Source organism: Enterococcus casseliflavus (genome assembly GCF_029215545.1).
GTDB lineage: Bacteria > Bacillota > Bacilli > Lactobacillales > Enterococcaceae > Enterococcus_D > Enterococcus_D casseliflavus.
The window spans coordinates 514422-528654 of the sequence record NZ_CP119393.1; the positions used below are offsets into that span (position 1 = coordinate 514422).

The following is a 14233-nucleotide window of genomic DNA, read 5'->3' on the forward strand; positions in this document are numbered from 1 at the left end:
TGGGTATGAACATTTTACAAATACTTCTCACGAAAATCAGCGATGGCTTGGCGTGACGCATAGATATTTCGTGCCAGCTTTTCATTTTTACTTAAAAAGACATAGAAAAGGACATCGACCGCCAATAGGTGGGCGATGATTGAATTGGTAGCGGCACTCCGCTGGTTGGCTTCTTTGGAACGGGACACTTGCAGGGGAACATCCGCCAACTTCGTCAACGGGTTGCTGCCAAAGCGGGTGAGTGACAGGATCGGAACGCCAAGATTTTTAGCGATTTCGGCTAAGTGAACCATCTCAGGCGTGTGTCCACTGTTGGAAATGACCCAGACCAGACTTTTTTTCTCGTTTTTGACAAGTTGCGGCAACAAGAGATTGTAGTCATTTTCAAACACGACGATCTTGCCTAAACGAGTCCATTTTTGCTGGATATCTTGTGCGATCAATGAGGAAGCACCGATTCCGCAGACAAAAATGCGTTCACGAGTCGCGATCAGTTCAGCGGCAGCCAACATCAGCTGTTCTTCTAATAATTGGGCCGTCTCATTCATGGTCACCTGGGCATTGTGGCTCAATTTTGAGGTGATGGCATGAAAGGGCTCGTTTAATTCAACATCGGCATAGCCTAAATGCTCATTGGCATTGTGGCGCAAGCCGGATTCGGCAGATAATTGTATTTTTAAATCTGTCAAACTAGCAAAGCCGGTTTTTTTCGCAAAACGTACAACGGTTGGTGCACTGATCCCAGTGGCTTCTGCTAATTGACTCGCAGTCATCGACGGCACTTTTTCAGGATTGGCCTCCATGAATGCGAAGAGTTTCTTCTCAGAAAGCGATAATTCATTTTTCATGCTCTCGATTCGGGAAAGAACGCTCATCCTTACACTTCCTTTAGATAGAGTAGTATCCTAAGTATAACATAAGTTTTGGAGGAGCTTTCAAAAGAAACGAAAAGAATAGGTAGATAAACTTGCTTTTTTACTTAGAATCAAGTAAAGTAATTACGTGTGAAAAGCACAGTACCTGTTACTTGGTTTAACGAATCACCAACGTTTTACTCAGTCGCAGGGGAAAAAGAAAAAGAGGTGAAAAACATGGCAATTTCAAAAGAACGCAAAAACGAAATCATCAACAAATTTGCACGTCATGAAGGAGATACTGGTTCTCCAGAAGTTCAAATCGCTGTTTTAACAGAAGAAATCAACCATTTGAACGAACATGCACGTATGCACAAAAAAGACCACCATTCATACCGTGGGTTGATGAAAAAAGTTGGACATCGTCGTAACTTATTAGCTTACCTACGTCAAAAAGACGTACAACGTTACCGCGAATTAATCCAAGCTTTAGGATTACGTCGTTAATCAAACAAAGAAAAGTGAGGTTCAACCCGAATCTCACTTTTTTGCTATGAATCACTGCGACTGGGCGGCGCAAGCCGCACAGAGCAGATGATGAATAGTACTAGGCGAGAGCAACGAGCGTAGTGACCAAGCAGTGGAATCACTGCGACTGGGCGGCGCAAGCCGCACAGAGCAGATGATGAATAGTACTAGGCGAGAGCAGCGAGCGTAGTGACCAAGCAGTGGAATCACTGCGACTGCATTGTCGGCTAAAACAGCTGATGCAGTCTGACAGGTAAGCTCGAGCCATCTAAAAAGTGAAACACCAAAATAGCGGCCTTTTGACTGGTGAATCAAAAAGCGCAGCCAAAAAGAATTTTGGGTCCTTGTAAGCAGCATCCTACTAACCAAATGAAAGCAGCGGAACGACATTCCGATTTTTTCATTTGTTTAGTAGTGACTTGCTGGGATCCGATGAAAAGGAGCAGAACATGACAGAAAAACAAGTATTCAAAACAACTTGGGGCGGCCGCCCATTAGAAGTAGAAGTTGGCCAATTAGCCAAGCAAGCAAACGGAGCTGTATTGGTTCGTTATGGCGACACGGTTGTCCTAAGTGCAGCGGTTGCATCTAAGGAAGCAAAAGATACCGACTTTTTCCCATTAACGATCAATTACGAAGAAAAAATGTATGCCGTAGGGAAAGTACCTGGTGGCTTTATCAAACGTGAAGGACGTCCAAGTACGGAAGCAACATTGACTGCCCGCTTGATCGACCGTCCGATCCGTCCAATGTTTGCGGAAGGCTTCCGTAATGAAGTACAAGTTACAAACATCGTAATGAGCGTTGAACAAGATTGTACGCCTGCAATGGCAGCAATGTTAGGTTCTTCTTTAGCGTTATCTATTTCAGATATCCCGTTTGACGGACCGATCGCTGGTGTCGATGTCGGTCGGGTCAATGGCGAATACGTCTTGAATCCAACAGTAGAACAAGCAGAACAAACCGATATCGAATTGACAGTAGCTGGAACGAAAAAAGCCATCAACATGGTTGAATCAGGAGCGAAAGAAGTTTCTGAAGAAGACATGTTAGGTGCGTTATTATTCGGTTTTGATGCTATCAAAGAATTGGTTGCCTTCCAAGAAGAAGTTGTCGCAGCTGTGGGCAAACCAAAAATGGAAGTCAAATTGTTACAAGTAGATGCTGACTTGAAAAAAGAAATTTTCGACGGCTACTACCAAACAATGAAAACTGCTGTTATGACGGAAGAAAAATTGGCTCGTGAAGACGAGATCGATAAAGTCAAAGACACAGTGAAAGAAGTGTATGCAGAAAAATTTGCTGGACATGAAGAGGAAGCACAATTCTTGAAAGAAGTGAAACAAATCGCAGAAGATCTTGAAAAAGATGTGGTTCGCGAATTGATCACCATCGACAAGATTCGTCCGGATGGCCGTCAATTAGACGAAATCCGTCCATTGGCATCAGAAGTTGGCTTATTGCCACGTGTTCATGGTTCTGGTCTATTTACTCGGGGACAAACCCAAGCCTTGTCTGCTTGTACGTTAGCACCTTTAGGTGAACACCAAATCATTGATGGATTAGGGGTTGAAGAATCAAAACGATTCATCCACCATTACAACTTCCCTCAATTTTCTGTTGGTTCGACTGGTCGTGCTGGCTCACCAGGACGTCGTGAAATCGGTCATGGTGCATTAGGCGAACGTGCTTTAGCACAAGTGATTCCTGATGAAACAGACTTCCCTTACACAATCCGTCTAGTTGCAGAAGTATTAGAATCAAATGGTTCTTCTTCTCAAGCAAGTATTTGTGCAGGAACCTTAGCGTTGATGGATGCAGGGGTGCCAATCAAAGCACCAGTTGCAGGTATCGCAATGGGACTTGTATCTGATGGTGAAAACTACACGATCTTAACGGATATCCAAGGCTTAGAAGATCACCTTGGCGATATGGACTTTAAAGTTGCTGGAACCAAAGATGGGATCACTGCGTTACAAATGGATATCAAGATCCAAGGAATCACTGAACAAATCTTGACAGAAGCATTAGATCAAGCGAAAAAAGCGCGGATGGAAATCTTAAATGAATTGACATCAACATTGGCTGCTCCTCGTGAAGAGTTAAGCCAATACGCACCGAAGATCGAAATGATCCAAATCGATCCTGCGAAGATCAAAGATGTAATCGGTAAAGGCGGCGACACCATCAATGGCATCATTGATGAAACTGGCGTGAAAATCGATATCGATCAAGACGGAAAAGTTTCGATTGCTTCTGCTGATGCAGAAATGATCCAAAAAGCCATCAAGATCATTGAAGAATTGACGAAAGAAGTAAAAGTTGGCGAAGTGTACCTTGGGAAAGTTGTCCGTATTGAAAAATTCGGTGCGTTTGTCAACTTGATCAAAGGCAAAGACGGCTTAGTTCATATTTCACAACTTGCGAACGAACGGGTCAACAAAGTGGAAGACGTTGTCAAAGAAGGCGACGAAATCTTAGTGAAGGTTACAGAAATCGACAAACAAGGTCGTGTGAACCTTTCAAGAAAAGCACTATTGAACGAAGACAAAGCAGAGAAAAAATAAGCTGCTACTTCTAAATCATAAGCAAAGTCTAGGAAACTGGACTTTGCTTTTTTTGTGTCTAAGTAGCAGCTCTTCAAGAGGGTCTTACTTGACAGGAGTTATTTTTTGCGTTACCGCGAAAAATAAGAGATAATTCAGAATATTGTCTTTGCCATGCAAGCAATAATTCTAAGATGTCAAGCGCATCTTATTTAGGATAAGGAGTACGATATGAAACAGACATTTCCAACCGATTTTTTATGGGGAGCATCGATTTCCGCGCACCAAACCGAAGGGGCGTATCAAACCGACGGTAAGGGGCTGAGTGTCCAAGATACTCGTCCAAGAGACAACCATGAGATCGCAGATTTTACAGTGGCTGTCGACCATTACCACCAGTACAAAGAGGATATCGCCTTGTTAGCAGAAATGGGGATCAAAATTTTCCGCTTTTCGATCGCTTGGTCGCGAATTTTTCCAGAAGGGCGCGGTACCGTCAATCAAAAAGGATTGGATCATTACAGCGATGTCATTGATGAATTGCTGAAACACGGGATTCAGCCCTTTGTGACGTTGAACCATTTTGACTTGCCGCAAGCATTGGAAGACGAAGGCGGCTGGACAAAACGCAGCACCGTTGAGGCATTTGCCGCATATGCCAAAACGCTGTTTACCGCCTATGGGGATCGAGTGACGCACTGGCTGACGATCAATGAACCAAATATCATGCTGCTGGTGGATCAAAAAATATTAGGGAAAAAGATTCCATTATCAGAAAAATACCAGCAATTTCATCACCTGATGATCGCTGAAAAATATGCCTTCGAAGCGTGTCATGAAATCGTTCCAAATGGCAAAATCGGACCGGTGCCGAATATTTCGTTGGTCTATGCGGCGACTAGTCGACCAGAAGACAACCAAGCAGCGTTGTACTTCAACAGTGTCCGGAACTGGGCTTACCTTGATTTTGCCTGCTTCGGTCGTTACAACACGGTCTTTCAAGATTATTTGAACCAAAACGGGCTCACGATTGACTTTGGGCCTGAGGATGAGGCGTTGATGAAACGGGCTCTGCCTGACTTTGTCGCGATGAACTTCTACACCACAGTGACAGTGGAGCAGCCGACGGAAGCCGGGGATATGAAAAACGGTATCAGCGATCAGCAAAGTGAAGACATTATGGAGCGTGGTTTTTACAAAGGGTTCACCAATACGTTCTTGAAGAAAAATGCCTTCAATTGGACCATCGATCCCTTGGGGCTGAAAACGACGTTGCAGACTCTTTATGATCGTTACCACTTGCCGATCATCATTACCGAAAACGGCTTAGGGGCAGAAGATCATCTAGAAGCAGATGGCACGGTTCATGATCCGTACCGTATCGATTATTTGTCGCAGCATATCAGCCAATGCTTAGCCGCGATCAATGCTGGGGTGGATCTGATCGGATACAGTCCGTGGTCTGCCATTGATTTGATCAGTGTACATGAGGGGATTCGAAAACGGTATGGCTTCATTTACGTGGATCGCAATGATGCACAGGAAAAAGAACAAAAACGAGTGAGAAAAGACAGCTTTTATTGGTATCAAAAGCTGATTGAAGAAGGGGCGATCCCTTCGTTGGAGGAGTAACGATGACAAGTGTTTTTACCTTTTTAGAAACGCGTTTGATGCCGCCTTTGAATAAGTTGGCGAATTTACGCTTTATTCGCGCAATCATGCAAGCAGGGATCATTACGGTCCCTTTTACGATCGTCGGATCGATCTTTTTGATCATCAATAATTTACCGCAGATCATTCCACCACTGGCTGGCTTTTTCGAACAAACGATTTTACGATTTTCACCGCTTTATAGTGTCGTGACCACGATGTCTGTCGGCTCGATTGCTGTTTTTTATTGTTTAGCAACAGGGTATTATTTAACTGAGATTTATCATAAAGAAGATCATTTGACTATGAGCAGTTTTGTAGGGGCGTTACTAAGTTTGTTTGCCTTTTTAATGACGATCATTCAAGTCGACATTACCGATGGGGCAGCTCAATTGCTGCAGTCAGAAAGCGAAACCGCCATTGTTTACAATGGGATCGCCATAGGCGGTTGGATCACACGCTTTAGCGGGGTAGGCATCTTTATTGGGATCATCACCGCAGTGCTTGCTACGTCGGTCTATCGTTTTTGTGTAAGAAGAAAGATTACCATCCAGATGCCTGAAGGAGTTCCCGATGGAGTCAGCAAAGCATTTGCGTCATTGATCCCAGCGATTTTGATCGCCTTTTTGATGGTGGCGATCAACGGGGTACTGGCGGTTTTCCACACGGATCTTCACGGATTGCTGTCCAAACCATTTGAATTCGTGAAAGAGTTGACGGGTTCTTGGTTAGGAATCATCGTGATTATGCTCCTTATCCATCTCTTATGGGCAGTGGGGGTTCATGGGACGGCTGTTATTAAAAATAGTTTCATCAATCCCATCCTGTTGGTGGCTCTAACGGAAAATATCGATGGTGCCAATAATATTTTTGCTGGGGATTTCGTGAACATGTATATTTTTATGGGCGGCGCAGGAAGTACGCTTGGATTGGTTTTATTGATGCTGTTTGTGGCAAAATCACAACAGCTCAAAGTCTTAGGAAAAGCAGCGATCTTACCAGGACTTTTTAATATCAATGAACCAGTGATCTTCGGGGCACCGATCGTCTACAATCCGTATTTGATCATCCCCTTTATCATAACCCCTTTGATCAACGTCACGATTGCTTACTTTGCTAGCTCATTTGGCTTTGTCGATAAAGTCATTACTGGCATTCCCTGGATCTCACCAGTCGGAATTGGGGCGTTTTTAGGAACCGGTGGTGATTTCCGAGCCATCCTGATCGCTTTGATCAACTTAGGGGTTTCCATTCTCTGCTATTATCCATTCTTTAAGATGTACGATGGCAAACTCTACACGGAACAACTTGCCAATCACGCATAAATAGGAAAAAACAGCAAAACGCCCGTTGATGGACTTCTAGTGAAGTGCCAACAACGGGCGTTTTTTCTAATGCAAGTAGTGGTCACGTATGCAAAGACTGTTGATACAAGACGCAATCATCACAATCTTTGCGAGTTGGTTTGGCTTGATGGGGTGTTTCTTTGTGTAATGGCAAAAGCATACGCAACCCGTTTAAGATAACTAAGATCGTGCTTCCTTCATGACCCACGACCCCTAGAGGTAGCGTGAGAAATTCAAGGAAGTTTGAAGCAATCAGCAACAAGATGACACTGATAGAAAAGACGATGTTTTGTTTGATGATCCGCTGTAATTTTTTAGCCAAACGGTGACTGTCGACCAAGCGCAGCAAATCATTTTTCATCAAGACGATGTCCGCCACATCCATTGCGACGTCGGTTCCTTCGCCCATCGCGATCCCCACACTTGCGGTCGCTAAGGCAGGGGCATCATTGATCCCATCACCGACCATCGCATTGATTTTGTAGGTTTCTTTCATTTCTTTGATCCGAGTGGTTTTCTCATCAGGCAGGCAATCACTTTCGTAGTCAGACAAGCCGATTTCTGCTGCGATCACTTTAGCAGTACCTAAATGATCACCCGTCAGCATCGTCGTGTGAATCCCCTGCTCATTGAAGTAGGCAAGACTCTCGCGAGCTTCAGGACGGGGCTGATCCAATAGCGCTAAATACCCTGCTAACACACGGTCACGATTGATATAAATCAAGGTTTTTCCAGCTGCTTTCAATTCGTGGATGCGGGTTTGCTCACTGGCAGCAACAGAGGTTAGATCGACTTCTTTTCCAATCGTCCAATGGGCAGCTTGGTAAGTGGCGGCTAGACCGACCCCCGCTTGTTCTTCCACGGCTAATTCCAATGGCTTTTCATCGTGAAAATACGCCAAGATCGCTTCAGCCAATGGGTGATTTGATTGTTTTTCCATCCCGACGATCAGTTGGGGAATAAAGGGTTCATCCAGCAACAGATGGACATCAGTGACAGCAGGTTTGCCACGAGTCAGCGTTCCGGTTTTGTCAAAAGCGATCGCTTTGACATTGGCAAAGGCATCTAAGGCTTGTCCGCCTTTGCATAAAACGCCCAAACGAGCAGCGTGAGAAATGGCTGCTAAGGTCGCAGGAGTAGCAGAGGCGACTAAGGCACAAGGAGATGCCACCACCAGTAAGACCATGCCGCGATAAAAGCTTTCTTGGAACCCCCAATTCGTGAAAAACGTACACAAAACGATCATTAGCGGGACGGCGATTAAGACGATCGGCACATAGATCCGTTCGATTTTTTCAATCAGGGTCGCCGTTTGACTTGGCATTTGCTGTGCTTCTTCCACCAATTGAATGATTTTTGCAAAGCGGGTGTTTTCACTCGTTTGAGTAACTTCAATGTACAATGGCTGCCCGAGGTTGATGGTTCCGCCAAAGACTTCACTGCCTAAACGTTTCTCGACAGGAATGGATTCGCCACTGATGGCCGCCTCATCAACGCTGCTGTTTCCTTGGATCACGATACCGTCGATCGGGATCGCACTGCCTTTTGCCACCATAATCGTATCTTTTAACTGAAGGGCTTCCACTGGTACTTCGACGAGCTCGCCACTTTCAATCATTTTTAAGGCAGTCGTTGGTTGCAGTGCCATTAATGAACTAATTTCTCGCGTACTTTTGTTGGTCGTATATTCCTCAAGGGCACCGCTCAAACAAAAGATAAAGGTCAACATCGCCCCTTCAAACCAATGACCAATGATACAGGCACCAATGGCGGCTAATGCCATCAATAGATCGACGTTCAACCGTTTGTCGTGCACCAATTCTTGCGTGCCTTCCCAGGTTTGTTTCCAACCACCAGCAAGAATCGCTAACAGATAAGGGACAAAGCTGTAAGGAATGGAAAAAGATGCCATAAGAAAGCCAGTTGCCATCAATAGCAAACAAGCGATCGTTGAAAAAACAGCCGACGATTCTGATTTACTCATAAGAAACGCCTCCTTTTGAATGTAGTCTAGGAATGAAAAACCGATCCTTTTCTCAAGAAATAATCGATTGTTCCTCCCTCAACTTGAGCATAGCACATTCGAAAACAAGATGGTAAAAAAACAACGTACCTGATAATGAAAGTGATTATCAAGTAGCAATTAAATAACATTACTATCCAAATGATAAATGGAAATTTACTATTATAGAAAAAAGAACACAAAAAAAGCAGTACAATAAAAAACGAATTGTACTGCTTTTACTTATTTGATGTGGTAGTCAGCGATTGGATTGCTTAACGCAAACTATACTTTGCTAAGGGAATCTGACGTGCTTCACACCACTCTTTGACAGCACCAGAAAAAATCAGCTGGACCTTGGTAAGGTCTTTGGTGCTTGTCTGTCCTGCCATTGTGTAGAGCAGCTGCAGCTGTTCCTTCCATGATTGTAAGGTGGCGATAGTTTCTTCTTTGCCTTTTGACAAAAGCAGCACGAGGATCGTGGCGGATAGTCCTACGCTATCGGCACCAAGGCAAAGTGCTTTGAAGATATCGTAAGCATCCCGAACCCCGCCTGAAGCGATGCGGGTAAAGGGCTGTTGGAGCTCATTTGCTTCCAGCAAGGAAATCACGGTGGATTGACCAAAGGTGTCTAAATACGCCAATTCACGTTTTTTTCGGCGAGCATTTTCGATTTGCGTAAAACTTGTGCCGCCGCTGCCAGCAACATCAATCGTTTGTACGCCGATCGCCAGTAACTGCTGGATCGTTTCTCGGGACATCCCAAAGCCGACCTCTTTTACGACAACCGGAACGGCAACAGAAGCCATCGTTTTTTCCAATAAGGACAGCCATTGGCTAAATTGACGATCGCCTTCTGGCATCACTAATTCTTGCGGTGCATTCAGATGGATCTGCAAGGCATCGGCACCAAAGAGCTCCACTGCCCGTTGTGCATTTTCAACGGGACTGCCCGCACCAATATTGGCTAATAAGAAGCCGTCAGGATTGGCTTTGCGGACGATACGGAAAGAATCGGCGACACCTGGGTCTTTTAAGGCAGCCGAAACGGAGCCGGTTGCCATCATCAACTCACAGGCTTGTGCGATCTCTGCTAACTCTTGATTGATTTTTAAGGTTTTTTCACTGCCGCCGGTCATGGCATTGATGAAAAAAGGGCTGGAAAATGAGCGGTCAAAGACAGTCGTCGCAATTGACACATCAGCCACGTCAATTTGTGGAAACGACTGGTGAACCAAGCGAACTGCATCAAAATCGTTGCTGTGTTCTTTATGGAACGCTTTTGCTAAGGAAACATGTTCATCTTTTCGATTCATGATAGGTCCTCCCGGTAATGGTAAACATGCAGCGGCAAGGGGGTGATCTCGGCTTTTTCCCACGCACTCATCAATGGTAAAATACCGGTTTTTTGGTCAACGATCACGATACCGCAATCGCCGCCGCCGGCACCGGAAGATTTGGCTGCCCCACAATAATTTTCTGCTAGATCACAAAGCTTTTTAAGTGCTGGAGTTTCAATCGGCACACCAGTCAGTGCGGACAACTCCCGCAGGAGCTTTCGATTTTCCGTGATCATTTTTTTGATCGTGCGACTGTCTTCATTTAAGAAGCCGTCGATCAATCGATTGACGCAGTCTTTGCTGGCTGCTAAAAAGGCGGCATAGGCGTTTTCTTTTTCTTCTTTGGATTGATAGACTTGATCCACTAAATCAGAGGTGGAGGCAGGAGAGCCTGTCCAGCCAATCAGCAGTCGAAGAGATTTCGGAACCGTCAAGGGACGGATCGATAATCCTGGCCAATCGAAAGCGATCAATTCTGTTAAGGTATGGTCTTTTTGTTTGGCTAAGACCCAGTCGTGATCGAAGGTTGAAAAAGCGATCCAGCCGCCATAGCAAGAGGCCGCAATATCACCGCACGACCCATTGCCTTGAACAGCGAGATGGGCAAGAGCCGCAATTTTGAATTGGGTCAACCGATCCATGTCCATTTGATAGTACAGATTCAATGCTTTGACCGTGGCAACAGTCACGGCACCGCTGGAACCGAGGCCATATTTGCGACCATTCGAGTTATCCAGTTCACTGGTCACTTTTAAATCGTAAAAGGAAAGGGGGATGCCTTTTTCTTGGGCATATTTTTCCGTCAGACGAATGGCTGCCAAAATATAGTGGAACGGGTTATCTCGGTGGTCTAAGACTAATTCGCCTTTGCGACGCGTCCAGCGAATCGGCAGGTCGCTGTATTGGGCAGACTGGATGCTGCCGTTTTTACGGGCCTCTTCAACAGTGACCGTGATAAATTGGTCAACAGCAACGATGATTGCAGGATGACCAGGTTCGACAACGGCGTATTCACCAGCAATAAATAGTTTTCCAGGAACGGATAGTTCAATCATTTCGACACTCCTAATCGATGGCTTCTTAATGGCTTCTTAGTTGATGGGGGAAGATTCTTCCACCGGTAAAAAGGCTAATCCTTTGCCCGCATGAGCAGTTACTAATTGTTCTGAGGCAAAGTGAGCACTTAATTCACGTAAAATCGTTTGTTCTTCTTGTTTTTGGCATAAAACTTTGACATTGGGACCAGCATCCATCGTGAAATAGCAAGCCAATCCTTTTTTTCGCAGCATTCGGATACATTCCATAGCTCGTAAAGATTCAGAAGACCAATAAGTAAAAGGTGGTTCGGCGGCTAAGGTCGTTCCATGCATTTTCAAGGCGTTGGCCTCGGTCGTTTCACCTAAAGCAGTAAAGTCTTTCTCGGCAATCGCTTGTTTCATTTTCACGAGATCGGTGGCAGTGGCAGAAAGCCAGCCTGGATAAAAGCTCGAGGTTTCAACGGTTCGGCGCATGCCCTCACGACTGGAGATTTCTTTGGCTTGTGCATTGATCAAAATAAAGATCATACTCAATTCTTCTTCCCAGCCATTTGACGGCACTTGGGTGGCAAAAGAAGTCTCATCGGTGCCTTGATGCCATTCAGCAAAGCCGCCGTAGATACTCCGACACGCCGAACCAGAACCGCGACGGGCCAAACGTGATAATTCTTGCTCCGACAAGTTTAAGTCCAGTGCTTCACTACAGGCACCCGCCAAGGCCGCTAATCCGCTGGCAGAAGAGGCAAGTCCAGCAGCGGTTGGGACGAAGTTTTGACTTTCCACCGTGGCATACCACGGGCAGTCCGCTTTTTTTCGTACCAGATCCAAAAAGTCCGCAACTTTTTTTGTGGCAGCGTCTGTTTGCACCACGCCATCCAATGTAAAGCGATCCTGCGTATAATCGGGTGAAAAAGCCACCGTTGTTTCTGTGTAAAAAGCATCGAGGGTCAGGGACAAACTATTGTTCATCGGTAAAATGAAGGTTTCGTCTTGTTTTCCCCAATACTTGATCAATGCGATATTCGTGTAGGCACGAGCCTTTCCCTTATACATGTTCATAAACTCCTAATCCTTGTATCCATGCCGCACGAGCGCCATCGGACAATAAAATACGGCTGATATTCTCAGCCTGTTCCTTCGTTTTGGTTAGTGCGATCATACAGCCGCCTCGGCCCCCGCCGGTCAGCTTCGCCCCATAAGCCCCGTGTGCCAATGCTGAGGAAACCAACTGATCCAGTTGCTGATTGCTGACCCCTAGCTGCTGCAGGGCCTGATGGGCGTTGTTCATGCTTTCACCTAATACTTCTAATTGATTGGCTATGATGGCCTCTTTGGCTCTTTTGGTTTCAATCCCTAAACGCTGGATCGCTTGACTGGCCAGCTGCTTGCTGGTTTCAAAAAGATGGGCGACACTTTTGACAGCTTCTCTCGTTTGCCCTTTGATACCAGTATCAGCGACGAGCAAATAACCGTCGATCGTGAGGGGAAACGAAGTGATGGGATGTCCTTTGATAAAGTAAATGGCATCCGTCCCGCTAGCTGCTGCAGCATCGATCCCGCTAGGATTGCCGTGAGCGATTTTTTCAGAAAAGTTGACATAGGTCATCAATTCTTCTTTTGTAAAATCTTTTTTGATCCAATCAAAAAAAGCGCGAGTCAGTGCAACAGCGACCGCCGCGCTAGAACCCATTCCCCGTTCAGAAGGGATGGTGCTGACGATGGAGGTTGCAAAAGGACCCGTGTGGAAATCTTGTTGCAGACGATGCAGCAAGTCTTTGACATTTTTTAAGTGGCTGGGGACTTCTTCAAGCAGACCGTGATAGTAACTTGAAATCAAGGTGTTTGTTTCATTTGCTGTGATCTCGACTTGTACTTTTGCTCCCGCAAAAGGGAAAGCAATTGCTGGTTCACCGTAAACAACTGAATGTTCACCCATTAAGATGATTTTTCCTGTAGCTATGCCAGTACCAATTGACATTATTTTCCTCATTTCTCTAGGGAGCTTACCCCACATGATTCATTTATCGTTTGTCAGTCAATTGTAACTATCTCCTGACAAAAACACAATTTAATTAAAGATCCTTTCCTATTTTACTAGAAGAAGGCTCTTTCGTTAAGCATTCCGTATGAGATTTCAAAAAAAAGCAAAAATCTTTAAACTTTTATTGAAAAACTTCTTGATCTGTGCTTCAAAAGTTTCGGTTGACGGCACAAGATATAGTATTGTATAGTTGATATCGCAAGTGCAACATACAATATTTAGTGATGAGTGAGTTGGGGGATATGAGCGTGATCGTATTAGCAGGAACGATTGGTGCCGGTAAATCAAGTTTGACCGCATTGATCGCCAATCATTTTGGCAGCCAAGCCTTTTATGAATCGATCGATGACAATGAAGTGTTACCATTATTTTATGCAGATCCAAATAAATATGCGTTTTTACTGCAAATCTATTTCTTAAATAAACGATTTGAAAGTATCAAGCAAGCTATGAAAGACGACAATAACGTCTTGGACCGTTCCATTTATGAGGATTCACTGTTGTTCCATTTAAATGCGGACCTTGGGCGAGCAACCGATACCGAAGTCAAAGTCTATGATGAATTGTTAGCCAATATGTTGGAAGAGCTGCCGTATGCAGCCCACAAAAAGCATCCAGATCTTTTGGTGCATATTCGCGTTTCTTTTGAAACGATGCTCGAGCGTATTGAAAAACGTGGGCGGGAATATGAGCAGTTGACCTTTGATCCTTCGTTATACGACTACTACAAAGAGTTGAACAAACGCTACGATCAATGGTACGAAGAATACAATGAGAGTCCAAAGATCCAGATCGATGGCGATCAATTCAATTTTGTCGAAGACCCGCAAGCGGCACAGGCCGTTTTAACGATGGTGGAAGAAGCTTTGAAAGACGCCCGTAAATAGCA

Annotated in this window: 11 protein-coding genes; 5 read left to right on the forward strand and 6 right to left on the reverse strand. The window is 44.9% G+C overall.

Features of this window, described 5'->3' with window-relative positions; all coding sequences use genetic code 11:
- Positions 1-14 precede the first annotated feature (14 nt).
- Positions 15-875, reverse strand: a complete 861-nt coding sequence (locus tag P0G38_RS02495; RefSeq protein WP_005228070.1) for a MurR/RpiR family transcriptional regulator — start codon at positions 873-875, stop codon at positions 15-17.
- A gap of 216 nt (positions 876-1091) precedes the next feature.
- Between P0G38_RS02495 and rpsO the strand changes: the two genes are divergently transcribed.
- From rpsO to celB, 4 genes are all read left to right on the forward strand, one after another.
- Positions 1092-1361: a 30S ribosomal protein S15 gene (gene rpsO / locus P0G38_RS02500; RefSeq protein WP_005228072.1), complete on the forward strand. Its 270-nt coding sequence runs from the start codon at positions 1092-1094 to the stop codon at positions 1359-1361.
- Positions 1362-1831: 470 nt separating this feature from the next.
- Positions 1832-3949, forward strand: coding sequence for a polyribonucleotide nucleotidyltransferase (pnp, locus tag P0G38_RS02505; protein ID WP_005231801.1), 2118 nt, complete (start codon positions 1832-1834; stop codon positions 3947-3949).
- A gap of 210 nt (positions 3950-4159) precedes the next feature.
- A complete protein-coding gene (locus P0G38_RS02510; protein ID WP_121260725.1) occupies positions 4160-5560 on the forward strand; it encodes a glycoside hydrolase family 1 protein in 1401 nt (466 codons plus the stop codon).
- A gap of 2 nt (positions 5561-5562) precedes the next feature.
- Positions 5563-6903, forward strand: a complete 1341-nt coding sequence (gene celB / locus P0G38_RS02515) for a PTS cellobiose transporter subunit IIC (RefSeq protein ID WP_005228080.1) — start codon at positions 5563-5565, stop codon at positions 6901-6903.
- Positions 6904-6985: 82 nt separating this feature from the next.
- Here the strand turns inward: celB and P0G38_RS02520 are convergent, their stop codons facing one another.
- The 5 genes from P0G38_RS02520 to mvk form a co-directional block, all read right to left on the reverse strand.
- The gene (locus P0G38_RS02520; RefSeq protein WP_142967431.1) at positions 6986-8908 is read right to left on the reverse strand and encodes a heavy metal translocating P-type ATPase; all 1923 of its coding nucleotides are present in this window, start codon (positions 8906-8908) and stop codon (positions 6986-6988) included.
- Positions 8909-9201: 293 nt separating this feature from the next.
- Positions 9202-10242 carry a type 2 isopentenyl-diphosphate Delta-isomerase gene (gene fni, locus P0G38_RS02525; RefSeq protein ID WP_275853978.1) on the reverse strand — a complete coding sequence of 347 codons (1041 nt, stop codon included), beginning with the start codon at positions 10240-10242 and terminating at the stop codon, positions 9202-9204.
- Positions 10239-11321, reverse strand: a complete 1083-nt coding sequence (locus P0G38_RS02530) for a phosphomevalonate kinase (protein ID WP_005228086.1) — start codon at positions 11319-11321, stop codon at positions 10239-10241. The genes fni and P0G38_RS02530 overlap by 4 nt, the downstream gene beginning before the upstream one ends.
- Before the next feature lie 36 nt (positions 11322-11357).
- Positions 11358-12356: a diphosphomevalonate decarboxylase gene (mvaD, locus tag P0G38_RS02535; protein WP_275853979.1), complete on the reverse strand. Its 999-nt coding sequence runs from the start codon at positions 12354-12356 to the stop codon at positions 11358-11360.
- Positions 12349-13281 carry a mevalonate kinase gene (mvk, locus tag P0G38_RS02540; RefSeq protein WP_275853980.1) on the reverse strand — a complete coding sequence of 311 codons (933 nt, stop codon included), beginning with the start codon at positions 13279-13281 and terminating at the stop codon, positions 12349-12351. The genes mvaD and mvk overlap by 8 nt, the downstream gene beginning before the upstream one ends.
- 305 nt (positions 13282-13586) lie before the next feature.
- Here mvk and P0G38_RS02545 point away from each other — a divergent pair, with 305 nt between their 5' ends.
- Positions 13587-14231, forward strand: coding sequence for a deoxynucleoside kinase (locus tag P0G38_RS02545; protein ID WP_008379503.1), 645 nt, complete (start codon positions 13587-13589; stop codon positions 14229-14231).
- The last annotated feature ends 2 nt before the right edge of the window (positions 14232-14233 follow it).